Below are 25,270 nucleotides of genomic sequence, written 5' to 3'. Positions count from 1 at the left end.
AGCGATGATCTGCGCCCGCCAAAAATGATCTGCGCCCGCCACAAAGGACAAGCAAAACTGTGAGAGCAGAACCGGAAGAAGCGCATCGCTGGCTCGAACAAATGCTGGGCGACTGGCAGGTTTGCACCTCCGGGCCGGACAACCAACCCGATGGAAGCGGCCCCTGGAGCGAACATGTTCGCTCGCTTCAGGGCCTCTGGATCGTCTGCGAAGGTCAGGGAACGATGCCGGGCGGCAGCTTTGGCGAGACGCTCATGACGCTCGGCTACAATCCGGAGACAAAACGCTATGTCGGCACCTGGGTCGGCTCCATGCTGACCCAGATGTGGGTCTACGACGGCGAACTGGATGCGGACGGCAGGTCCCTGTCCCTCTATTGCGAGGGACCGGATTTCGAGGATCCCGGCAAGACCGCGCGGTATCGGGACATCATCACGCTCATCGATCAATCCCGGCGCCTGCTGACTGCGCAGGTGCAGGCACCGGACGGAAGCTGGAAAGAGATGATGACGGCGGAATACGTTCGCCGGGATTGAACGCGGGCTGGGCGATCTGTCCATGGTCTTCCTGCCACGCCGCTAGAACCTCATCCGACGACGGTCCATTCGAGCATGCAACCAAGCGGCGCAAGATGTGCCGCGCCAAGGCAAACTGGAGCAAGGCAATGGCAGATCACGGCAAATTCGTTTGGTATGAATTGATGACGACGGACATGGCCGCGGCGGAAACGTTCTACAAGGACGTCGTCGGCTGGAGTGCCCGCGATTCCGGCATGGCCGGTATCAGCTACACGCTGTTCAGCGTCGGCGAACTGCCGGTTGCCGGACTGATGACCATGCCGGAAGGCGCGCTCGAAATGAAGGTGCCCCCAGCCTGGCTCGGTTATGTCGGCGTCGACGATGTCGATGCGACCGCCGCCAAGATTGCGGCCAAGGGCGGAAAAGTTCACCGCGCGCCGGACGATATCCCGGGCATCGGGCGTTTCGCGGTCGTTACCGACCCGCACGGCGCCGTGTTCGCCATTTTCAAGGGAACAGGCGATCCGCCGCCGGCCACCGATCCGATGACGCCGGGCTTTGTCGGCTGGCATGAGCTCGCGTCCGGCGACCTCGATACCGCCTTCCCCTTCTACGCCGAGCTCTTCGGCTGGACGAAGGACCAGGGCATGGACATGGGCGAGATGGGCACCTACCAGATCTTTGCCCATGGCGGCGCCCCAATCGGCGGGATGATGACCAAACCAAAGGAGGTACCCGCACCCTATTGGCTCTACTACATCAACGTGCCGACACTTGACGCATCGATCGAGCGGGTCAAGGCCGGTGGAGGAAAGGTCGTGCTCGAGCCGATGGAGGTGCCCGGCGGCGCCTGGATCGTTCAGGCGCTCGACCCGCAAGGCGCGCTTTTCGCGCTGGTCGCGCCGAAGCGTTGAACCGGCCGTACGTATCGCCAACCGACTAGCGTTCGCGGGAAACAAGGCCCGCCTCCCATGGAGGCGGGCTTCTTTCGATTCGATGGATGGAGCGCACTGGCCAACTGCCGCCCTGCGCCGTACGCATCCCTCGGTTGCGGCGAGACCCCTAGTATCTCAGGGTATTTCAAGCTTATTTAACACCTTATACGATAGCAGGAGCAACGAGCACACTGATTTCGGATGGGTTTCTTGCCGCACGACAAGAATTGTCGCGACAGCCCAAGCGATGAGCGGCGACATGGGTGGAGCAACTTCGCGTAAATGAAGAGCAAAGGCGGCAGCTATACGCCCCCAGAGACGGGTGTTGCGAAAGCGCGTACCGCAAAGGCGCTGCGCCACAAGCTCCAATGGCTGCTCGCCATCGTCGTCGCCTGTACCGGTGTGCTCGCGACCGAGATCATTGCCGCCTCCTATAGCGATTTCGTCATCGCCCGCCGCAACCTGATCGAAGTCATGGCCTTCTGCCGCGTGCTCGACGCGGCAAACTATCTTTCGGCCGAACGCGGACCTTCCAATGGCATGCTCGGCATCGGCGTGGCACCCGGTTCGCCGGTCCAGGCCCGCCTTGCCGAGTTTCGCGCCCGCAGCGACGAGGCGCTCGCCAAGCTTACCGAAGACATCGACAATGCCAGCCGCACGGAGCCGGCCGGTGCCCTCTCCCCCATTCTCGTCGAAGTCCGCCGCCGCCTGACGCTTGCACGCGCCGAGGTCGATCGCATTGCCGCACTCCCGCCCGAACGACGGGACCTGACAGAAATCCAGGCAACGATCGAGGCGATGTTCAGCGTCATCGATGCCATTCGCCCGGCGATCGACTGGAACGTTCAACGCCTGACCAACACCGACCCGAACCTTGCCGGCATCGCGCTTGCGGCGCAGATGCTCGCCAATCTGCGCGAAGACGGCGGCCGCCTCGGATCCCAGGTCATGGCCCCGGTCGCCGTCGGCCAGCCGCTCGAAGCGAAGAACATCGCCGATAGCGAGCGTACGCGCGGCAGGCTGCAGGAGATCTGGTCCATTGTCGGCAAGCCCGGCGCCCTTCCCGGACTGAAACCGGCCAATATCGCAGATCTCGCCAGGATCGACCGCGAGTTCTTTGGCGAAGGATTTGCGATCATCGACGGCATCGTCGCGATCGGCAGACAATCGGGCGCCTACCCGATGACCGCCGAGCAACTGACCGACCGCTTCGTCCCGAAGATGAAGCCGCTCGAGGATCTTCGCCGCGCCTTCATGGATACAACCGTCGAGCGGCTCGCGGTGAACAAGACGCGGGCTTCGGTCAAGCTGGCGGTCGCCAGCCTCGCGACCTTCGCCCTGTTCCTCGTCCTGCTGGTTCTGATGCGCCGCGCCCGATCGCTGGTCTTCGAGCCGCTGCTCATTGCACGCCATAGCATCATCGAACTCGCCAACGACCGCCCGATCGCGCGCCTTCAAGGCAAGGGCGGCGAAGGCGAGATGGGGCGCTTGTTCGACGCGATCGACGTGCTGCGCAAACGCCTCGACGAACGCGCGCTGCTGATGCGGCATCTCGAACGCCAGGCCGAAACCGATGAACTGACCGGCTTGCTCAACCGCCGGGCCCTGGAGCTCATCGGTGGCGCTGAAGACGCGGCCGGCAGCAACCAGGATGCCTGTCTGATCCTGATGGACATCGACCATTTCAAGCAGATCAACGATACCCACGGTCACTTGGTCGGCGACATCGTGCTCAAGGAAACCGCCCGCATCATCCGCAACTCCGTGCGCAATTCCGATCTCGTCGCCCGCTTCGGCGGCGAAGAGTTCGCGATCATCACCCCGGGCGACAGCATCGAGTCGGCCCTTGCGCTCGCGGAACGGATCAGGGCCAATCTCGCCCATGAACCGATCGTCGTTGCGGGCGGACAGAAGCTGAACGTCACCGCCAGCTTCGGCGTGGCGGAGGGACGAACCGCAAACGGCGGCTGGAAGCATCTGATCGAGGGCGCCGATACGGAACTCTATCGCGCCAAATCGGAGGGTCGCAATCGCGTCTGCGGCCGTCCTGCGGAGCTTGCCTCCTTCACAAAGACGAAATCCGCGCGCGCGTAGCCAGAAAGTCGAGCACGACCCGCACGCGGGCAGGCAGAGCCCCGCCCTGACCGTGGAACACGGCGTGGAAGACTTCGGTGTCGCCGGGGTTCAGGTGCTCGACAAGCGGCAGCAGCCGGCCGGCCTGGATATCTTCTCTGACGGTGAAGGTCGGAAGGCGGGCGAGGCCCACGCCCGCAAGCGCGAGCCTGCGCAAGCCCTCGCCATCGCTCACCCGCACCCGTTCCGTCGGCGGCAGAACGATCTGTTCTGCATTCGAAAGGAGCGGCCAGCCATCGAACGCCCGGGCGTAGCTATGGCTCAGCCGGTTATGCGCCTCGATATCCCCGATGGTCTGAGGCACGCCAAAACGATCGAGATAGGACGGGGCGCCGACGATCGTCATCGACGTGCTGCCGAGCTTGCGGGCGATCAGGCTCGATGTCTTCAGCGGGCCGGCGCGCACGGCGATATCAACCCGCTCCGCCATCAGATCGACGACGGCGTCCGTCTGCAGGATATCGAGGGAGACCGACGGAAACTCCGCCAGGAATTCGGGCAGCACCGGCATCAGCGCATGCGTCGCAAAGGAAGCGCTGGCATTGAGGCGGACCCGGCCCTCCGGCGTCTCGCCGGCACCGGCCGAGCGCTCCGCTTCGTCGATGTCGGCGAGGATCCGCACGACCCGCTCATAAAAGGCGCAGCCTTCCGCCGTCAATTGCAGCCGCCGCGTGGACCGGTTGACGAGCCGGACACCAAGCCTTTCCTCCAGTCGCTGGACGAGTTTGCTGACCGCCGATGGTGTCATGCAGCAGACCTTGGCCGCGGCCGAGAAGCCGCCAAGCTCCACCAGCTTGGCAAAGACTGCCATCTCCCCCGAACGATTGACCGTCAAGCGCGACATGTGACTTCAACTCACAAATGATGTTCCTTCATGAGGTCTACATCGCAAATGAGCCCAACACCACCTTCTCCCTGAAGCGAGCGCCGGTGCCCGGTGTCTCGCACGAACGAAGCCAACGAGGAGCTTGGAGATATGGAATACAGACGGCTTGGATCATCGGGACTGAAAGTGCCGGCCTTGAGCTTCGGCGCAGGAACTTTCGGCGGCAAGGGTCCGCTCTTCAGCGCCTGGGGCAACAGCGACGCAGCCGAAGCGCGACGCCTGATCGACATTTCGCTGGAGGCCGGCGTCAATCTCTTCGACACGGCCGACGTCTACTCCGACGGGGCCTCCGAGACCGTGCTCGGTGCCGCCATCAAGGGAAGGCGGGATGCCGTCCTGCTCTCCACCAAGATCGCGCTGCCGATGGGCGATGGCCCGAACGATGCCGGCACATCGCGTTCGCGCCTGACGAAGGGCGTCGACGAGGCGCTCAAACGGCTCGGCACCGACTATATCGACCTCCTGCAACTTCACGCCTTCGACGCGGGGACACCGGTCGAAGAGGTGCTCTCAACGCTCGATGGCCTCGTTGCCGCCGGCAAGCTGCGCTATGTCGGCGCCTCCAACTTCGCCGGCTGGCAGTTGATGAAATCGCTGGCCGTCTCGGAGAAGCACGGCCTCGTCCGCCATGTCGCCCACCAGGTCTACTATTCGCTGGTCGGACGCGACTACGAGTGGGAACTGATGCCGCTTGCGGCCGATCAGGGCGTCGGCGCGCTTGTCTGGAGCCCGCTCGGCTGGGGCCGACTCACCGGCAAGATCAGGCGCGGCCAGCCCTGGCCGGAAGGCAGCCGCCTGCACGATACCGCGGCCTTCGGCCCGCCGGTCGATGACGAGAAGCTCTACGACGTCGTCGACGTGCTCGACCAACTGACCGAGGAGACCGGCAAGACGATCCCGCAGATCGCCATCAACTGGCTGCTGCAGCGCCCGACCGTCTCGAGCGTGATCATCGGCGCCCGCAACGAGGAGCAGCTCCGCCAGAATCTCGGCGCCGTCGGCTGGTCGCTGTCGCCGGAACAGATCGCCCGCCTCGATGAGGCAAGCAAGACGACGCCCGCCTATCCTTATTTCCCCTATTATCGCCAGGAAGGCTTTGCGCGGCTCAACCCGCCGATCGTCTGACCGGCATAACGCCCGCCTTTCGCACGCCCCGGCCGGGCGTGCGAAAGCATTGCGGCGCCTCGATTTTCCTTACGCGCTTTCGCGCTTGCATTCTCGATTTGCATTGCACAAACTTCGTGACGATGGGGGCGCAAGACCTCCCACGAAGGGGACCAAATCCGGCATGTCGATCAAGGCCAGCATCTATCACCTGACCCACTACACCTATGACCGTCCCGTAAGGCTGTCGCCGCAGATCATCCGGCTGAAGCCTGCGGCCCATTCAAAGACCAAGGTCATCAGTCACTCGCTGAAGGTTTCGCCCGCCAACCATTTCGTCAACCTGCAGCAGGATCCCTACGGCAACTATCTTGCCCGGTTCGTGTTTCCCGATCCGGTCAGCGAATTGAAGATCGAGGTCGATCTCGTCGCCGACATGACCGTCTACAATCCCTTCGACTTCTTTGTCGAAGAGGAGGCGGAGCACTGGCCCTTCCCCTATCCGGAACACCTCAGCGACGACCTCAGGATCTACATGACGCCGGAGCCGGTCGGTCCGGCGCTTGGCGCCTTCCTCGCGACGGTCGACCGCTCGCGGCAACGCACCGTCGACATGGTCGTCGGGCTCAACACGCGCCTGCAGCAGGAGATCGGCTACGTCATCCGCATGGAGCCCGGCGTGCAGACGCCGGAGGACACGCTGACTGCGGCCCGCGGGTCCTGTCGCGATTCGAGCTGGCTGTTGGTCCAGATCCTGCGCAATCTCGGTTTCGCCGCGCGCTTCGTCTCCGGCTATCTCATCCAGCTCACGCCCGATCTCAAGGCACTCGACGGCCCCTCCGGCACCGACCACGACTTTACCGACCTGCATGCCTGGGCTGAGGTTTACCTGCCGGGCGCCGGCTGGGTCGGGCTCGACCCGACCTCCGGCCTCCTGACCGGCGAAAGCCACATCCCGCTTGCCGCGACCCCGCATTTCCGCAATGCCGCGCCGATCTCCGGCGGCTTCTTCGGCGACCCCGAAACCCGTACCGATTTCGCCTTCGATATGAAGGTGGCGCGGGTCGCCGAACATCCGCGCATCACCAAGCCCTTCTCCGACGAAAGCTGGGACGCGCTGAATGCGCTCGGCGAGAAGGTCGATCGGGTGCTCCAGGAAAACGACGTCCGGCTGACGATGGGCGGCGAGCCGACCTTCGTCTCGATCGACGATTTCGAGTCCGAGGAATGGAACACCGCCGCCGTCGGGCCGACCAAGCGCGAAAAGGCAGACGCCTTGATCCGGCGCCTGCGCGAGCGCTTCGCCCCCGGTGGCTTCCTGCATTACGGCCAGGGCAAATGGTATCCGGGCGAAAGCCTGCCGCGCTGGACCTTCTCGCTCTACTGGCGCAAGGACGGCGTACCGATCTGGCGCCGGCCCGATCTCATCGCCGAGGAAGCGGGCAGCCACGATGTCACCGAGAAGGACGCCGAACGCCTGCTCCAGGCAATCGCCGGCGAGTTGGACCTTGCCGCCGACATGGTCGTGCCCGCCTTCGAGGACCCGGCCGAATGGTTGCTGAAGGAGGCGAACCTCCCCGATAATGTCGACCCGGCCAACTCCAAGCTCAAGGACCCGGAAGAACGCAGCCGCATGGCGCGTGTCTTCGAGCGCGGGCTGACGACGCCCACGGGTTACGTTCTGCCGGTGCAGGCCTGGAACGCCCGCGCATCGGGACGGAAGTGGATGAGTGAAAAGTGGAGCACCCGCCGCGGCCGGCTCTTCCTCGTGCCCGGCGACAGTCCCGTCGGCTATCGCCTGCCGCTCGGCGCCCTGCCCTATATCGCGCCCTCCTGGTTCCCCTATATCAACCCGGTCGATCCGACCGTGCCGCGCGACGGCCTGCCGGATTTCGCCGAAGAGATCAGCCGGCCGCAGCAGGCGCGTTTCCAGCCCTCGGAGGTTCCGGAGACCCCGCTACCGGTGGCGCGCGACGAGATCGCCGGCCTGGTGCGCACTGCCATCAGCGTCGAGCCGCGCGACGGCCGGCTCTGCGTCTTCATGCCGCCGACGACAAGCATCGAGGAATATCTCGAACTGATCGCGTCTGCGGAACGGGCTGCCGCCAACATCGGCCTGCCCGTCCATATCGAGGGCTATGCCCCGCCGCAGGATGAACGCATCAACGTCATCCGCGTTGCGCCGGACCCCGGCGTGATCGAGGTCAACATTCATCCCGCATCGCATTGGCGCGATTGCGTCGACATCACCACCGCGATCTACGAAGAGGCGCGCCAGAGCCGGCTCGGCGCCGACAAGTTCATGATCGACGGGCGCCACACCGGCACCGGCGGCGGCAACCACGTGGTCGTTGGCGGCGCCAATCCCAACGACAGCCCGTTCCTGCGCCGTCCGGATCTGCTGAAGAGCGTCGTGCTGCACTGGCAACGACACCCGTCGCTCTCCTACTTGTTTTCGGGCCTCTTCATCGGCCCGACCTCGCAGGCGCCGCGCATCGACGAGGCCCGGCACGATCAGCTCTACGAGCTCGAAATCGCGCTCGCCCAGGTGCCGATGCCGGGCTCGGCGGCTGCGCCGCCCCTGCCCTGGCTCGTCGACCGGCTGTTCCGCAACCTGCTCGTCGACGTGACCGGGAACACGCACCGGGCGGAGATCTGCATCGACAAGCTGTTTTCGCCGGACGGGCCGACCGGGCGTCTCGGCCTCGTCGAGTTCCGCGGCTTCGAGATGCCGCCGAACGCCCGCATGTCGCTTGCCCAGCAGTTGCTGGTGCGCGCCCTCATCGCCCGCTTCTGGAAGCATCCGATCGACGGCCGGTTCGTGCGCTGGGGCACGGCGCTGCACGACCGCTTCATGCTGCCGCACCATGTTTGGCAGGATTTTCTCGAAGTGCTCGCCGATCTTCGCGCTCACGGCTTCGACCTGAAGCCAGAATGGTTCGAGGCCCAGCTCGAGTTCCGCTTCCCCTTCTGCGGCGAGGTCGAATATCAAGACGCCAGGCTCGAACTGCGCCAAGCGCTCGAACCCTGGCACGTGATGGGCGAACAGGGCGCGATCGGCGGCACCGTGCGCTATGTCGACAGCTCGGTCGAGCGCCTGCAGGTCAAGCTCGATACCGCCAATCCCGAGCGCTATGCGGTTGCCTGCAATGGTCGACCGGTGCCGTTGACGCGCACCGGCTCCAACGGCTCGGCCATTGCCGGCGTGCGCTACAAGGCCTGGCAGCCGGCCTCGGGCCTGCATCCGGTCCTGCCAGTCAATACTCCCCTCACATTCGACATTTATGATACATGGTCGAATCGGGCGATTGGCGGATGCGTCTACCATGTCGCCCATCCGGGTGGGCGCAACTACGACACGTTTCCGGTCAACGGCAACGAGGCCGAAGCGCGGCGCCTGTCGCGGTTCGAGCCCTGGGGTCATACGTCAGGAGGTTACCCGCTTCGCCCGGAAAGCCCGTCTATGGAATTCCCGATGACGCTTGATCTCAGGCGTCCGCCAGGAGCGTAAATGGCGAAAAAGCAGACAGCCGCCGCGAACCATCGGGGCACCGACGACGATCCGGTCTTCGGCTACCGCGCCCTTCCTGGTATCGCCGACGAGATGCTCGACCGGGAGGGCAATGTCCGCCCGGTCTGGCAGCGGCTGCTCGCGACGCTCGGACGGCTCGACGAAACGGAACTCGCCAACCGCTTCGCCCGCGCCGACCGCTACCTGCGCGACGCCGGCGTCTTCTACCGGGTCTACGGCGCCAAGGAGAGCACCGACCGAAGCTGGCCATTGTCCCATATCCCGGTCCTGATCGACGAGAAGGAATGGGCGACGGTTTCGCAAGGGCTGGTCCAGCGCGCAGAGCTCCTGGAGAAGGTGGTTGCCGACATCTATGGCGAGAACCGGCTGGTGCGCGAAGGCCTGCTGCCGCCGGCGCTGATCGCCTCCAATCCGCAATTCCTGCGGCCGCTCGTCGGCGTGAAGCCGGCCGATGGTCACTTTCTGCACTTCGTCTCCTTCGAGATCGGCCGCGGCCCCGATGGCAACTGGTGGGTCCTTTCGGACCGCACCGAAGCGCCCTCCGGCGCCGGCTTCGCGCTGGAGAACCGGGTCGCGACCACGCGCGCCTTCTCCAATCTCTATGCCGAAACCCACGTGCACCGATTGGCCGGCTTCTTCGGCGAATTCCGCGATGCGCTTCAGAATGGCAAGCTACACCCGGACGACCGCATCGCCGTGCTTTCGCCCGGCATCGCGAACGAGACCTATTTCGAGCACGCTTATATCGCCCGCTATCTGGGCTTCATGCTGCTCGAAGGCGAAGACCTGACGGTGGTCGGCGGCCGAGTGATGGTACGCACCGTCGCCGGTCTCAAACCCGTGGGCGTGCTCTGGCGCCGCCTTGACGCCGCCTTCGCCGACCCGCTTGAGCTGAATCAGTCCTCGCATATCGGTACGCCCGGCATCGTCGAGGCGCTTCGCGCCGGCTCCGTCTCAATCGTCAACGCGCTCGGAACCGGCATCGTCGAGACACGCGCCTTCCTCGCCTTCATGCCAGCGATCTGCCGCCACCTGCTCGGCGAGGAGCAGAAGCTGCCCTCGATCGCCACTTGGTGGTGCGGGCAGCCGGCCGAGCGAGAGCAGGTCGCTGCCAATCTCGATCGCATGGTCATCGGTCCGGCCTATGCGACGCGCCCCTTCTTCGATGACAACGGCCGGTCCGTGCTCGGCGCAACGCTCGGCGAGGAGGCCCGCGCCTCGATTGCCGATTGGCTTGGCGCGGAAGGCGGCAAGCTCGTCGGCCAGGAGGTCGTCACGCTTTCGACCACCCCGGCCTGGGTTCGCGGCCGGTTGACGCCGCGCCCGATGAGCCTGCGCGTCTTCGCGGCACGGACCCGCGACGGCTGGCAGATCATGCCCGGCGGTTTCGCCCGCATCGGCTCCGGCGACGATGTGGCCGCCATTGCGATGCAGGCGGGTGGCACTGCGGCCGACGTCTGGATCGTCAGCGACCGTCCGGTGGAACGCACGACATTGCTTCCGGCCGAGGAGAGCTTCACCCGCAACATGCCCGGGAGCCTGCCGAGCCGGGCGGCCGACAACCTTTTCTGGCTCGGCCGTTACATCGAGCGCGCCGAAGGGGCGCTGCGCATCCTGCGCGCCTGGCACGGCCGCTTCGCCGAAACCGCCGATCCGGACCTGCCGCTCCTGAGGGATGTCAGCGATTATCTCGCCGCGCTCGAGATCGACACGCGCCAGCCGGTGCCCGACAGCCTGCTTGCCAATATTGCCAGCGCTCTCTTCAGCGCCGGCAACATCCGCGACCGGTTCTCGCCGGACGGCTGGCTGGCGCTGAACGACCTGTCGCAGACGGCGCGCAAGTTCCACGCGACGGTGCAGGCCGGCGACGATGCGACCCGCGCCATGACCGTGCTTCTGCGCAAGCTCGCCGGCTTTGCCGGTCTCGTGCACGAAAACATGTACCGCTTCACCGGCTGGCGCTTTCTTTCGATCGGCCGCTATCTCGAGCGTGGCCTGCACATGACGCGGCTGCTCGGCCATATGTCGGGACCGGATGCGCCCGACGGCGCCTACGACATGCTGCTCGAGATCGGCGACAGCGTCATGACCCACCGCCGGCGCTACAATGTCAGCACCGCCGCATTGACCGTAACGGACCTGTTGGCGCTCGACCCGCTCAACCCGCGCTCGGTGCTCTACCAGTTGAACGAGATCAAGACCGAAGTGGAACTGCTGCCGAACGCCTTCGTCAATGGACAGATGTCGCCCTTCTATCGCGAGGCGATGCGCCTGCATTCTGGCCTCGCCGTGATGACGCCGGAAGCCATGACTCTCGGCGTCTACAACCGGTTGGAGCGCGATCTCGAAAGCCTGTCCGACCTGCTCGCCCGAACCTATCTCGGCTAAGGGGCGCGACCATTGCTTTACGATATCAGCCTGAAGATCACCTATGACTACGAAGTACCGGTCTCCGGCGGTCGCCACCTCGTGCGCGTCATGCCCGCAACCCTTCAGGGCCGCCAGCGTCTCATCGTCGGTTCGTTGAGCTGCCAGCCGATGCCGGCCGAGCGCGCCGAAGGCATCGATTTCTTTGCCAACCCGTTCACGTCGATCCTCTTCCGCTCCTCCCATGCCGATCTGACGATCCGCATGCAGGCGCGCGTGCAGGTGGAGCCGCAGCCGCTGACAGCGGATTTTTCGCCTCATCTCACCGGCCTGCCGGCCGAACTCGCCGCCTGCTGGTCGGTCGACGCCGAAGCGCCACACCACTTCACAGGGCCAAGCCCGCTCCTGCCGGAAGTCCCCGAAATTGCCGCCTACGCGCAGGATATTGTCACCGACGCCATGACGGTCCGACAGATCGCCATCGCCGTGTGCGAGCGCATCCATCGCGATTTCACCTATGACGGCGAGGCAACCACGGTGAACACGACACCGGGCGAGGCGTTCAAGCTGAAGCGCGGCGTCTGCCAGGACTTCGCCCATGTGATGATCGTGGCGCTGAGAAGCCTCGGCATCCCCGCCGGTTATGTCAGCGGCTTCCTGCGGACAATCCCTCCGCCCGGCAAGGAACGCCTCGAGGGTGCCGATGCCATGCATGCCTGGGTGCGGATCTGGTGCGGTACTACAGGCGGCTGGCTCGAACTCGACCCGACCAACAATATTCCGGCGGGAACCGACCATATTGTTGTCGGCCACGGTCGTGATTACGGCGACGTCGCCCCCGTTATCGGGGTCCTGAAGAGCTATGGCAGCCAGACGACGAAGCAGGCCGTGGACGTCATTCCGGTGCCCTGATCCGATTTGGTACAGGCCGTTTCCCGTTTCCGGACAACGCCGCAATTGCGGAACCCTCTGTAAGCACTGGTTTTCCTGAATTCCGTTAAAATTGCAGCGATTGTCGGAACGATATCGTAAGCCATCGACGCTATCTGTGCCCCCAAGCTTGCAACGTGTTCCTCTGGGGTGTGCAAAGATGGGAAGACGATACACTGTAGGCCGGTCCCTTGTGGCGATGCTCAAGGACCGGGGTGGTAATTTCGGTATTATGGCGGCGCTTGCGACGCCATTGCTGTTGGCGGCCGGCGGCGTCGCCATCGACTTGGCCAGCATGATGACGACCAAGAACCAGATGCAGGATGCAGCCGATGCGGCGGCGCTCGCGGCGGCCTCTTCTCTGGTCTCAAAGGATCCGCCAACGATTGCCAAGGCAAAGGAAATTGCCGCAGCCTTCCTCAAGACGCAGTCGGGCGGCAGCGCCGTCGATGTTCCCGGCGGGAACGATCAAAGTGGCACGAGCTCGTTGGCCAAGACCGCTTCGGCGGAAGCGTCGACGGGCAGCCAGCCGACCATTGACATCATTGAAAGCAGCAATGGTCCTACCGGCAAGGCCTACAACGTCACCGTCCTGAACAAGCAGACGTTCCAGTTCAACGCGATGACACGCCTGCTCGGGAAGACATCAATCGACATTGAAACCCTCGCCAAGGCCGAAAGCGCCACCGAGAGTAAGAACGCCTTGTCGATGTATCTGGTGCTCGATCGTTCCGGGTCGATGGCCTGGAAAACCAACACGCTGAACGCCACGAAGACATCCTGCCCGAACTACACAGATTCGAATTGGGGCAAGTATCCGAACCTAAGGGCAAGTAGCCCTTGCTACGTAACCAAGGTCGACGCGCTCAAAACCGCCGTCAGCGATTTGCTCACGCAATTGAAGACCGCCGATCCCAATAATTTGTATGTCCGCACAGCGGCCATCTCCTACAATTCGGCACAGGACACGCCCGGCAACCTCGACTGGGGCACCGCCGGCACGTCAACCTATGTGAACGCCCTTGTTGCAACAGGCGGCACCGCGTCAGGTAACGCGTTCAAGACTGCCTACAGCCGCGTGACCGCGGCGACCGAGGATACGGCTCACAAGGCCAAGAACGGACAGGTTCCCACCAAGTACATCGTCTTCATGACGGATGGCGACAACAACAACACGAGCGACGACACGACAACCCTGGCGTGGTGCGACACCGCTCGAAAGAACAACGTGCAGGTCTACACCGTGGCCTTCATGGCGCCCGACCGCGGCAAGGCCTTGCTGAAGGCCTGCGCCACAACTGAGGCAAATTACTTTCAGGCGGAAGAAGCCGCCGATCTGATCGCAGCCTTCAAGGCGATCGGCGAAAAAGCCTCAGCCATGGCTACCCGCCTGACGAAGTAACGCCAGGACCTGCATCCTTCAAGCCGCCCGGTCACGCCGGGCGGCTTTTGCGTTCAGGTATTGCGGTCCGTTCCGTCAGCGAGTTCCGTAGCTTGAGACAATTCTAATCCATTTAAAAACATCTGTTGCAAGCGCTTCGGATCGATGCATAAATTGCCCTATCCCCGGTCGGATCCGGCCTGCGACCTCCCAACGCAAAAGGGTATAGACAGTTTCATGATGAACAGGCTCTCCACCAACGAAGTGCCGCAGCCCGCCCCAAGGTCGTCTGAACCTGGCCAGCTCGCCGTCGAAATCCTCGAACGTCTGAAGTATCGCATCGGCAAGGATCCGAAGGTCGCGAAGCCCCATGACTGGCTGACGGCGGCGATCCTGGTCGCCCGCGACCGCATCACCGACAAGTGGATGGATTCCACCCGCAAGACCTACGCGACCGGTGCCAAGCGCGTCTATTACCTGTCGCTCGAATTCCTCATCGGCCGGCTGATGCGCGACGCCATGACCAATATCGGCCTGATGGACGAGATGCGCGACGCACTCGCTTCTCTCGGCGTCGATATCGACGTCATCGCCGAGCTCGAGCCGGACGCAGCGCTCGGCAACGGCGGTCTCGGCCGTCTCGCCGCCTGTTTCATGGAATCGATGGCCACTGTCGACGTGCCCGCCTATGGCTACGGCATCCGCTATATGCACGGCCTGTTCCGCCAGCAGATGGCCGACGGCTGGCAGGTGGAACTGCCGGAGACCTGGCTCGCCCACGGCAATCCCTGGGAATTCGAGCGGCGTGAAAGCTCCTACGAGATCGGCTTCGGTGGCGTGGTCGAAACGGCCAACATCGACGAGGAGATCCAGCGCTTCGTGTGGAAGCCGGCCGAGCGCGTCATCGCCACCGCCTTCGACACGCCCGCCGTCGGCTGGCGGGCAAAGCGCGTCAACACGCTTCGCCTCTGGACGGCGCAGCCGATCGACCCGATCCTGCTTGCGGCCTTCAACGCCGGCGACCACATCGGCGCACTGCGCGAGAGCAACAAGGCGGAAAGCCTGACCCGCGTGCTCTATCCTGCCGACGCGACGCCGGCTGGTCAGGAACTGCGGCTGCGCCAGGAATATTTCTTCTCATCCGCCTCGCTGCAGGACATCCTGCGCCGGCACCTGCAGCAATATCCGGACTTCGACTCGCTGCCGGACGCCGTTGCCATTCAGCTGAACGACACCCACCCGGCCATTTCCGTGGCCGAACTGGTGCGGTTGCTCACCGACGTGCACGGCCTTGATTTCGAGCAGGCCTGGGACATCACCCGCCGCACGATCTCCTACACCAACCATACGCTTCTGCCGGAAGCGCTCGAAAGCTGGCCGGTGCCGCTCATCGAACGGCTGCTGCCGCGCCACATGCAGATCGTCTATGCGATCAACGCCAAGATCCTGATCGAGGCGCGCAAGCAGAAGGGCGCCACCGATGACGAGATCCGCAACATCTCGCTGATCGACGAGAGCGGCGAGCGCCGGGTGCGCATGGGCAACCTCGCCTTCGTCGGCTCGCACTCGATCAATGGCGTTTCGGCGCTGCATACGGAGCTGATGAAGGAAACGGTCTTTGCCGACCTTCACAAGCTCTATCCTGAACGCATCAACAACAAGACCAACGGCATCACCCCGCGCCGCTGGCTGATGCAGTGCAATCCGGGGCTCTTCGGGCTGATCCGTGACGCGATCGGCGATGAGTTCATGGACAATACCGAGGCACTGCAGGCGCTCGACGCCTTCGCCGACAAGGCGGATTTCCAGGAGCATTTCGCTGCCGTCAAGCGTGCGAACAAGGTCCGCCTTTCCCAGCTCGTCCAGAGCCGGCTCGGCATCAGGCTCGATCCGTCGGCGATGTTCGACATCCAGATCAAGCGCATCCACGAATACAAGCGCCAGCTCCTCAACATCGTCGAAGCCGTCGCGCTCTACGACCAGATCCGCTCGCATCCGGAGCTGGACTGGGTGCCGCGCGTCAAGCTCTTTGCCGGCAAGGCGGCGCCGAGCTATCACAACGCCAAGCTGATCATCAAACTCGCCAATGATGTCGCCCGCGTCGTTAACAACGATCCTTCTGTGCGCGGCCTGCTCAAGATCGTCTTCGTGCCGAACTACAACGTCTCGCTCGCCGAGATCATGGTTCCGGCCGCCGATCTGTCCGAGCAGATCTCGACCGCGGGCATGGAAGCCTCGGGCACCGGCAACATGAAATTCGCGCTGAACGGCGCGCTGACGATCGGCACGCTCGACGGCGCCAATGTCGAGATGCGCGATTGGATCGGCGAGGAAAACATCAAGATCTTCGGCATGACCGCTGAGGAAGTGGCGAAGGCGCGTGCCGAGGGCCATAATCCGCGCTCCATCATCGAAGGCTCGCCCGAACTGTCGCAGGCGCTCCAGGCGATCGCCTCGGGCGTCTTCTCGCCCGACGACCGCAACCGCTTCTCCGGCCTGATCGACGGCATCTACAATCACGACTGGTTCATGGTTGCCGCCGATTTCGAAGCCTATGCCAAAGCGCAGCGGGAGATCGACCAGCTCTGGACGAACCCTTCCGACTGGTATGCGCAGGCGATCCGCAACACCGCACGGATGGGCTGGTTCTCGTCCGATCGCACTATCCGGCAATATGCCGGGGAAATCTGGAGAGCTGGATGACGCCTTCGGCCGGCAAGGACCCGGAACCCGCAGCTTCAGGTCTGCTGTCAGCGCCGGAAATCGCGGCCATTCTTTCCGGTACGCACGATGATCCTTTCGCGGTCCTCGGCGTACACCCCGCCGGCAAGGCCATTCTTGCCCGCTGCTTCATCCCCGATGCCGAGACCGTGGCGGTGGAAACGCTCTCGGGCAAGGAGCTCGGCGCGCTCGAACGGCGTGACGATGCCGGTTTCTTCGAAGGTCCCATCTCTCTGAAGAAACCCCAGCCCGTGCGCTATCGCGCCCGCAACCAGGGCGGCGAATGGATCGTCATCGACCCCTACAGCTTCGGCCCGGTCCTCGGGCCGATGGACGACTATTACATCCGCGAAGGTTCACACCTCCGGCTCTTCGACAAGATGGGCGCACATCCGATCCATCACGATGGCGCCGATGGCTATCACTTTGCCGTCTGGGCGCCCAATGCCAAGCGCGTTTCCGTCGTCGGCCAATTCAACAATTGGGATGGCCGGCGCCACGTCATGCGGCTGCGTGCCGACACCGGCATCTGGGAGATCTTCATTCCCGGCGTCGAGGCCGGTCTTGCTTACAAGTACGAGATCCTCGACCGCAATGGCACGCTGCTGCCGCTCAAGGCCGATCCTTTTGCCCGGAGGTCCGAGCTTCGTCCCAACACCGCTTCGGTGACGACGCCGGAGATCGCGCAATCCTGGGAGGACGAGGCGCATCGCAAGCACTGGGCGACGGTCGATGCGCGGCGCCAACCGATCTCGATCTACGAGGTCCATGCCGGCTCCTGGCAGCGCCGCGACAATGGCGAAATGCTCTCCTGGGACGAACTCGCCGACCGGCTGATCCCCTATTGCGTCGATATGGGCTTCACCCACATCGAGTTCCTGCCGATCTCGGAGTTTCCCTTCGATCCGTCCTGGGGCTACCAGACGACCGGCCTGTATGCACCGACCGCCCGCTTCGGCGAGCCCGAGGGCTTTGCCCGTTTCGTGAACGGCTGCCACAAGGTCGGCATCGGCGTCATCCTCGACTGGGTGCCGGCGCATTTCCCGACGGACGAGCACGGGCTTCGCTGGTTCGACGGCACCGCGCTCTACGAGCACGAAGACCCGCGCCAGGGCTTCCATCCCGACTGGAACACGGCGATCTACAATTTCGGCCGCCAGGAGGTGCTGTCCTACCTCGTCAACAACGCGCTCTACTGGGCCGAGAAGTTCCATGTCGACGGACTGCGCGTCGACGCGGTCGCCTCGATGCTCTACCTCGACTATTCGCGCAAGCATGGCGAATGGGTGCCGAACGAGTATGGCGGCAACGAAAACCTCGAGGCGGTTCGCTTCCTGCAGACGATGAACACCCAGATCTACGGCATCCACCAGGGCATCCTGACGATCGCCGAGGAATCGACCTCCTGGCCGAAGGTATCCCACCCGGTTCATGCTGGCGGCCTGGGTTTCGGCTTCAAGTGGAACATGGGCTTCATGCACGACACGCTGCAATATCTGTCGCGCGAGCCGGTGCACCGCAAGTTCCACCACAACGACCTGACCTTCGGCCTGCTCTACGCCTTCAGCGAAAACTTCGTGCTGCCGCTGTCCCATGACGAAGTGGTGCATGGCAAAGGCTCGCTGATCGCAAAGATGGCCGGCGACGACTGGCAGAAGTTCGCCAATCTCCGGGCCTATTACGCCTTCATGTGGGGCTATCCCGGCAAGAAGCTTTTGTTCATGGGCCAGGAATTCGCGCAATGGCGCGAGTGGTCCGAGGACCGCGCGCTCGACTGGAACCTGCTCGAATACCACCTGCACGAAGGCATGCGCCGGCTGGTGCGTGACCTCAACGGCACCTATCGCGCCAAGCCGGCCCTGCATGCGCGCGATTGCGAAGGCGATGGCTTCGAGTGGCTGCTTGCCGACGACCGCGACAATTCGGTCTTCGCCTGGCTGCGCAAGGCGCCCGGTGAAAAGCTCGTCGCCGTCATCACCAATTTTACGCCCGTCTACCGGGAGAGCTACGCCATCCCGCTGCCGGTCCAGGGTCGCTGGAAGGAGATCCTCAATACCGACGCGGAAATCTACGGAGGAAGCGGCAAGGGCAACGGCGGCGCCGTCTACGCCGAGAAGAGCACCACGGGAGCGATAATGGCCAACATCACGCTGCCGCCCCTGGCGACACTGATGCTGGAGCAGGAGTAGATTTCATTCGGTCCGCCAGCCGAAATCGGCAGGCGGCATGAGACTGTAAGATTCGAGGGTCGCAAGGCATCACCAAAAGCCGCCGTGACGACCCCGGAAGTCAATGATTGGGGAGGACAAATGGTGGAAAAGCGTACGCAACCTCTGGCACGTGATGCCATGGCCTATGTTCTCGCTGGCGGTCGCGGCAGTCGCCTGAAGGAGCTGACCGACCGACGGGCGAAGCCGGCGGTCTATTTCGGCGGCAAGGCCCGTATCATCGACTTCGCGCTTTCGAACGCGCTGAATTCCGGTATCCGCCGTATCGGCGTCGCCACCCAGTACAAGGCGCACTCGCTGATTCGCCACCTGCAGCGCGGCTGGAACTTCTTCCGTCCGGAACGAAACGAAAGCTTCGACATCCTGCCCGCCAGCCAGCGCGTTTCCGAGACGCAATGGTACGAAGGCACCGCCGACGCCGTCTATCAGAACATCGACATCATCGAAGACCACGGCGTCGAATACATGGTCATCCTCGCCGGCGACCACATCTACAAGATGGACTATGAATTGATGCTGCAGCAGCACGTCGATTCCGGCGCCGACGTCACCATCGGTTGCCTCGAAGTGCCGCGCATGGAGGCGACCGGCTTCGGCGTCATGCATGTCGACGACAAGGATCGCATCATCGCCTTCGTCGAGAAACCGGCCGATCCGCCCGCCATTCCCGGCAATCCCGACATGGCGCTCGCCTCGATGGGCATCTATGTCTTCCACACGAAGTTCCTGATGGATCTTCTGCGCCGCGACGCCGCCGATCCGAAATCGAGCCGCGACTTCGGCAAGGACATCATTCCCTACATCGTCGACAACGGCAAAGCGGTCGCGCACCGGTTTACCCAGTCCTGCGTGCGTTCGGATTTCGAGCGCGAGGCCTATTGGCGCGACGTCGGCACCATCGACGCCTATTGGCAGGCCAATATCGACCTGACCCATGTGACGCCGGAACTCGACATCTACGACAGCACCTGGCCGATCTGGACCTTCGCGGAGATCAAGCCGCCGGCAAAGTTCGTGCATGACGATGAAAACCGCCGCGGCTCGGCGACCTCGTCGCTCATCTCCGGCGACTGCATCATCTCAGGCGCGGCACTCAACCGCAGCCTGTTATTCACAGGCGTCAGAGTAAATTCATATTCCCGTCTGGAGAATGCCGTAGTTCTTCCCGATGTGAAGATCGGTCGCCATGCGACGCTGCGCAACGTGGTCATCGACAGCCGTGTCGTGATCCCGGAGGGCCTCGTGGTCGGCGATGATCCGGAGCTCGATGCCAAGCGTTTCCGGCGCTCGGAAAACGGTGTCTGCCTGATCACGCAAACGATGATCGACAAGCTGGGGATGTAGGTCTGCCTTCCATGAACGTCCTGTCCGTTGCGTCCGAAGTCTATCCGCTGGTCAAGACCGGGGGGCTCGCCGATGTCGCCGGCGCGCTCCCGACAGCGCTTGCGCCGCACGGCATCAAGACCCGCACCCTCCTGCCCGGCTATCCCGCCGTGCTGCAGAAGCTGAAGAAGAAAAAGAAGGTCGGCGCTCTCGAGAACCTGTTCGGTGATCCGGCCACGATCCTCGCGGCTGAGATCGATGGCCTGGACCTCCTGGTTCTCGACCAGCCGGCGCTCTACCAGCGAGACGGCGGTCCCTATGTCGACGCCACCGGCCGCGACTATGCCGACAATTTCCGTCGCTTCGCCGCGCTCTCGCTCGCGGCGGCCGAGGTCGCCGCCGGCGATGTCGTCCCCGGCTGGAAACCCGACATCGTCCACGCCCATGACTGGCAGACGGCGCTGACGCCGGTTTACATGCATTTTGGCCGCGCCCCCGCGACGCCGACGGTCATGACCATCCATAATATCGCCTTTCAGGGCCAGTTCGGCGCCTCGGTCTTCCCCGAGCTGGCTCTTCCTCCGGAAGCCTTCTCGATGCAGTTCATCGAGTATTACGGCGATGTCGGCTTCCTGAAGGGCGGGATGCAGACGGCAAGCGCGATCACCACCGTCAGCCCCTCCTATGCCCAGGAGATCCTGACACCCGAATTCGGCATGGGTCTCGAGGGTCTGTTGAAAAGCCGCGTTTCCGACTTGAGCGGCATCGTCAACGGCATCGACGCCGACATATGGAACCCGCAGACCGACCCGCATATTGCGCAGCATTTCAGCGCGACGACCTTGAAGCAGCGCGCCGGCAACCGGCGTGCGCTGGAAGAACGCTTCGGCCTCGAGAAGGGCAACGGTCCGATCTTCTGCGTCGTCAGCCGGCTCACCTGGCAGAAGGGCATGGACCTCGTCGCCGAGGTCGCGGATGACATCGTCGCGATGGGCGGCAAACTCGTCGTGCTCGGGTCTGGCGATGCGGCGCTCGAGGGTGCGCTTCTGGCGGCGGCCTCCCGTCATCGCGGCCATATCGGCATGGTCACCGGCTACAACGAGCCGCTGTCGCATTTGATGCAGGCAGGCTCGGACGCGATCCTCATTCCGTCGCGCTTCGAACCCTGCGGCCTGACCCAGCTCTACGGCCTGCGCTACGGCTGCGTGCCAGTCGTCGCCCGCACGGGCGGACTGGCCGATACGATCATCGACGCCAACGAGGCCGGGCTTTCGGCCAAGGTCGCCACCGGCTTCCAGTTCACCCCGGTCACCGCCGACGGGTTGCGACTTGCGGTGAGGCGCGTATTGCGCGCATACAACGAGCCCAAGGTCTGGGCGCGAATTCAGACCCAGGGCATGAAATCGGACGTTTCGTGGGCCACAAGTGCCGAGCGCTACGTCTCTCTATATTCCGGTCTTCTCGGGAAAGGTTAAGTCAGCATGATAAGAACGGTTACCACAACCCCCTATGGCGACCAGAAGCCTGGCACGTCAGGGCTGCGCAAGAAGGTCCCGGTCTTCCAGCAGAAGAACTATGCCGAGAACTTCATCCAGTCGATCTTCGATTCGCTCGAAGGCTTTCAGGGCGAAACACTGGTGATCGGCGGCGACGGCCGCTACTACAACCGCGAAGTCATCCAGATCGCCATCAAGATGGCGGCGGCCAACGGCTTCGGCCGCGTACTCGTCGGCCGCGGCGGCATCCTGTCGACGCCGGCTGCCTCCAACGTCATCCGCAAGTACAAGGCCTTCGGCGGCATCGTCCTTTCCGCCAGCCACAATCCCGGCGGCCCGACCGAAGATTTCGGCATCAAGTACAATATCGGCAATGGCGGCCCGGCACCGGAAAAGGTCACTGACGCGATCTTTGCCCGCAGCAAGGTGATCGACAGCTACAAGATCGCCGACGTCAGGGACATCAACCTCGACCTCGAAGGCACGCAGGAGATCGAAGGCATGACAGTGACGGTCATCGATCCCGTCGCCGACTATGCCGAACTGATGGAGAGCCTGTTCGATTTCGCGGCCATCCGCAAGCTGATCGGCGGCGGCTTCCGCGTCGTCTTCGACGCGATGAGCGCGGTCACCGGCCCCTATGCCAAGGAGATCATCGAGAAACGCCTCGGCGCGCCTAAGGGCTCGGTGATGAACTTCATGCCGCTGCCGGACTTCGGCGGCCACCATCCGGACCCGAACCTGGTTCATGCCCGCGCGCTCTACGAAACGATGATGGCGCCCGACGCGCCGGACTTCGGTGCCGCATCGGATGGCGACGGCGACCGCAATCTGATCATCGGCCGCGGCATCTTCATCACCCCTTCGGACAGCCTGGCGATGCTCGCCGCCAATGCGCATCTGGCGCCTGGTTACGCCAAGGGCCTCGCCGGCATCGCCCGCTCCATGCCGACCAGCGGTGCGGCCGACCGCGTCGCCGAGAAGCTCGGCATCGGCCTCTACGAGACGCCGACCGGCTGGAAATTCTTCGGCAACCTGCTCGACGAGGGCATGGCGACGATCTGCGGCGAGGAAAGCGCCGGCACCGGCTCCAACCACGTGCGCGAGAAGGACGGCCTCTGGGCAGTCTTGCTCTGGCTCAACATCCTGGCCGTGCGCAAGGAAAGCGCCCTCGACATCGTCAAGAAGCATTGGGCGACCTACGGCCGCAACTATTACTCGCGCCATGACTACGAAGAGGTCGATACCGACGCGGCCAACGGCCTGATCGCCAACCTGCGCGACCAGCTTGCCGGCCTGCCCGGAAAGTCCTTCGGGGCGCTCAAGGTCGCAACCGCCGACGACTTCGCCTACAACGATCCGGTCGACCATTCGGTCAGCAAGAACCAGGGCATCCGCATCCTCTTCGAGGGCGGCTCCCGCGTCGTCTTCCGCCTCTCCGGCACCGGCACTTCGGGCGCGACGCTGCGCGTCTACATCGAGCGCTTCGAGCCGGATCCGGCACGTCACGGCATCGAGACGCAGGAAGCACTCTCCGATCTCATCGCCGTCGCCGACGAGATCGCGGGGATCAAGACGCGCACCGGCCGCACCGAGCCGAGCGTCATTACCTGAGATACTGAACGATCGGGCCGCTTCATGCGGCCCTTTTTCTTTCCGTTGACCGAATACCCCCTCTGCCCGGCAGGGCGGAGGGGGTATCCCGCCACACCTTCGACACAGAGGGCCGCCTTCATGCCGACCACCGGATTGCCACCCCTCGGTGCCACGATCACCGCAGAAGGCACGCAGTTTGCCGTCTGGTCGCACAATGCCGCCCGCATCGACCTCTGCCTTTTCGACAAAACCGGCGCCCGGCAATTGCGGCAGTTACCGATGCTGCGGAGCGGCGACGTCCACACGCTGACGGTTGCCGACGCGCCGAAAGGCACGCGCTACGGCTTTCGCGCCGACGGCGTCTATTCGCCCGACCATGGACTCTGGTTCGATCCCGCCAAGCTGCTGGTCGACCCCTATGCCGTCGAACTCGACCGGCCTTTCCGGCATGATCCGCGCCTGACGATTTTCGGTGAGGATACCGCCGATCTGGTGCCGAAGGCCGTTGTCACAGAGGTGAAGACGGTCAAGCCCAAAGCGCCGCTCTTTCGCGCCGGCGGACTCATCTACGAGATCGCCGTCAAGCCCTTCACAATTCTCCATCCGGATGTCCCGAAGGCGAAGCGCGGCACCGTGGCGGCGCTCGCCGAGCCCGCCATCATCGAACATCTGAAGCGCCTCGGCGTCTCTGCGGTCGAATTGATGCCGATCGTCGCCTGGATCGACGAGCGCCACCTGCCGCCGCTCGGGCTGAAGAACGGCTGGGGCTACAATCCGATCGCGCCGATGGCGCTCGACCCGCGCCTGGTGCCGGGCGGCATCAAGGAATTGCGCAAGACGGTCGAAACGCTGCGCAAGGAAGGCATCGGCGTCATCCTCGATCTGGTCTTCAACCACTCCGGCGAAAGCGATCGCTTCGGCACCACGCTGTCGATGCGTGGCCTCGACAACCTCACCTATTACCGTCACGTCACCGACCAACCCGGTGAACTCATCAACGACACCGGCTGCGGCAATACGATTGCCTGCGACCACCCGACCGTCGAGACGCTGATCCTCGACAGCCTGCGCCATTTCGTTCGTGCCGCCGGCGTCGATGGCTTCCGCTTCGATCTCGCCTCGATCCTCGGGCGCGACATGGGCGGTTTCCACCGCGATGCCAGGCTCTTCCAGGCGATATCAGCCGATCCGCTGCTTGCCGACCGTCTGCTGATCGCCGAGCCGTGGGACGTCGGCCCCGGCGGTTACCAGCTCGGCAATTTCCCCTCTCCCTTCCTCGAATGGAACGACCGTGCGCGCGACGACATCCGCATCTACTGGCGCGGCGATCGCCATGCGATCGGTGCTCTGGCAACGGCGCTTGCCGGCTCGTCGGTGAGCTTCGCCCGCTGGGGCGAGAGCGGCACGCGCACGGTCAATTTCATCGCCGCCCATGATGGCTTCACGCTCGCCGATATCGTTTCCTATGCCGGCAAGCACAACGAGGCCAACGGCGAGGAGAACCGCGACGGCCACAACGAGAACCACTCCTGGAACAATGGCGCCGAAGGTCCGACAGGCGATCCGGAAATTCTGGCAGCCCGACGCCATGACGTGATGGCGCTCATCGGCACGCTGTTTTCCTCACGCGGAACGATCATGCTGACGGCCGGCGACGAAGGCGGCCGAAGCCAGAGCGGCAACAACAACGCCTATTGCCAGGACAACGCCATCACCTGGCTGGACTGGACGGCGATGGATGGCGAGATCGTCGCCCACACGGCGGCGCTGTCGGCGATGCGCCGACGCTTCGACGTGTTCGATCAGACCACGTTCCTGACCGGGAACGGCGATGTCGAATGGCGGCGCCTCGACGGACAACCGATGACGACCGGCGACTGGGAACACCCGGCAACGGACAATCTGATGATGGTGCTGACCACCCGCGACCGTCTCCAGAAGCGGACGACGCGCCTTGCCGTGATCGTCAATCGCAGCCATGCGCCGCATCCCTTCCGCCTGCCCGACAGTATCGACGGAAAGTGGCAGGATGCGCTGACGTCCTCATTCCCGGCCGATCATGCCGCGCCGCGCTCGGTCTCCTTCCTCGTCGAGGTTTTCTAAAGCTTTTCCACCACTTG

The 25,270-nt window shown here is 63.8% G+C and carries 15 protein-coding genes; 14 read left to right on the top strand and 1 reads right to left on the bottom strand.

Annotated elements, in window-relative coordinates; translation table 11 throughout:
- Positions 1-59: 59 nt before the first annotated feature.
- The 3 genes from ACQ5BM_RS16520 (at position 60) to ACQ5BM_RS16510 (ending at position 3,547) form a co-directional block, all read left to right on the top strand.
- Entirely contained in the window at positions 60-536 is a 477-nt protein-coding gene (locus tag ACQ5BM_RS16520) for a DUF1579 domain-containing protein (RefSeq protein WP_429813219.1), read from the top strand.
- A gap of 128 nt (positions 537-664) precedes the next feature.
- Positions 665-1,432: a VOC family protein gene (locus ACQ5BM_RS16515; RefSeq protein ID WP_429813217.1), complete on the top strand. Its 768-nt coding sequence runs from the start codon at positions 665-667 to the stop codon at positions 1,430-1,432.
- A 303-nt stretch (positions 1,433-1,735) separates the two neighbouring features.
- Positions 1,736-3,547 carry a diguanylate cyclase gene (locus tag ACQ5BM_RS16510; protein ID WP_429813215.1) on the top strand — a complete coding sequence of 604 codons (1,812 nt, stop codon included), beginning with the start codon at positions 1,736-1,738 and terminating at the stop codon, positions 3,545-3,547.
- On the opposite strand, the gene ACQ5BM_RS16505 is transcribed toward ACQ5BM_RS16510, so the two are convergent.
- Positions 3,519-4,430 carry a LysR family transcriptional regulator gene (locus ACQ5BM_RS16505; RefSeq protein ID WP_429813213.1) on the bottom strand — a complete coding sequence of 304 codons (912 nt, stop codon included), beginning with the start codon at positions 4,428-4,430 and terminating at the stop codon, positions 3,519-3,521. The two genes, ACQ5BM_RS16510 and ACQ5BM_RS16505, sit on opposite strands and share 29 nt — an antisense overlap.
- A gap of 132 nt (positions 4,431-4,562) precedes the next feature.
- Between ACQ5BM_RS16505 and ACQ5BM_RS16500 the strand changes: the two genes are divergently transcribed.
- The 11 genes from ACQ5BM_RS16500 to glgX all read left to right on the top strand — a co-directional run bounded on the left by ACQ5BM_RS16500 (position 4,563) and on the right by glgX (position 25,253).
- Positions 4,563-5,597 carry an aldo/keto reductase gene (locus ACQ5BM_RS16500; protein WP_429813211.1) on the top strand — a complete coding sequence of 345 codons (1,035 nt, stop codon included), beginning with the start codon at positions 4,563-4,565 and terminating at the stop codon, positions 5,595-5,597.
- A gap of 163 nt (positions 5,598-5,760) precedes the next feature.
- Positions 5,761-9,087 carry a DUF2126 domain-containing protein gene (locus tag ACQ5BM_RS16495; RefSeq protein ID WP_429813208.1) on the top strand — a complete coding sequence of 1,109 codons (3,327 nt, stop codon included), beginning with the start codon at positions 5,761-5,763 and terminating at the stop codon, positions 9,085-9,087.
- Positions 9,088-11,496 carry a circularly permuted type 2 ATP-grasp protein gene (locus ACQ5BM_RS16490; protein WP_429813206.1) on the top strand — a complete coding sequence of 803 codons (2,409 nt, stop codon included), beginning with the start codon at positions 9,088-9,090 and terminating at the stop codon, positions 11,494-11,496. It abuts the gene before it with no gap.
- Positions 11,497-11,508: 12 nt separating this feature from the next.
- A complete protein-coding gene (locus ACQ5BM_RS16485; protein ID WP_429813204.1) occupies positions 11,509-12,387 on the top strand; it encodes a transglutaminase family protein in 879 nt (292 codons plus the stop codon).
- Between the two features lie 178 nt (positions 12,388-12,565).
- Positions 12,566-13,807, top strand: a complete 1,242-nt coding sequence (locus tag ACQ5BM_RS16480; protein WP_429813201.1) for a vWA domain-containing protein — start codon at positions 12,566-12,568, stop codon at positions 13,805-13,807.
- 219 nt (positions 13,808-14,026) lie between these two features.
- Positions 14,027-16,489 (top strand): glycogen/starch/alpha-glucan phosphorylase, encoded by a 2,463-nt coding sequence (locus ACQ5BM_RS16475; protein WP_429813665.1) that lies wholly within the window; start codon positions 14,027-14,029, stop codon positions 16,487-16,489.
- The gene (gene glgB, locus ACQ5BM_RS16470; protein ID WP_429813198.1) at positions 16,486-18,696 is read left to right on the top strand and encodes a 1,4-alpha-glucan branching protein GlgB; all 2,211 of its coding nucleotides are present in this window, start codon (positions 16,486-16,488) and stop codon (positions 18,694-18,696) included. Before ACQ5BM_RS16475 ends, glgB begins: the two co-directional genes overlap by 4 nt.
- 120 nt (positions 18,697-18,816) lie before the next feature.
- Entirely contained in the window at positions 18,817-20,079 is a 1,263-nt protein-coding gene (gene glgC / locus ACQ5BM_RS16465; RefSeq protein WP_429813195.1) for a glucose-1-phosphate adenylyltransferase, read from the top strand.
- Positions 20,080-20,090: 11 nt separating this feature from the next.
- Positions 20,091-21,533, top strand: a complete 1,443-nt coding sequence (gene glgA / locus ACQ5BM_RS16460) for a glycogen synthase GlgA (protein WP_429813192.1) — start codon at positions 20,091-20,093, stop codon at positions 21,531-21,533.
- Positions 21,534-21,539: 6 nt separating this feature from the next.
- On the top strand, positions 21,540-23,168 hold the full coding sequence (locus ACQ5BM_RS16455) for an alpha-D-glucose phosphate-specific phosphoglucomutase (protein ID WP_429813190.1): 1,629 nt from the start codon (positions 21,540-21,542) through the stop codon (positions 23,166-23,168).
- A gap of 120 nt (positions 23,169-23,288) precedes the next feature.
- Positions 23,289-25,253, top strand: a complete 1,965-nt coding sequence (glgX, locus tag ACQ5BM_RS16450) for a glycogen debranching protein GlgX (protein ID WP_429813188.1) — start codon at positions 23,289-23,291, stop codon at positions 25,251-25,253.
- The last annotated feature ends 17 nt before the right edge of the window (positions 25,254-25,270 follow it).

Origin of the sequence: Ensifer sp. B1-9 (assembly GCF_050474445.1) — a bacterium.
Taxonomy (GTDB): Bacteria; Pseudomonadota; Alphaproteobacteria; order Rhizobiales; family Rhizobiaceae; genus Ensifer.
Note: the sequence above shows the minus strand (reverse complement) of the source record. Positions and strands in the feature narration are given on the sequence as shown.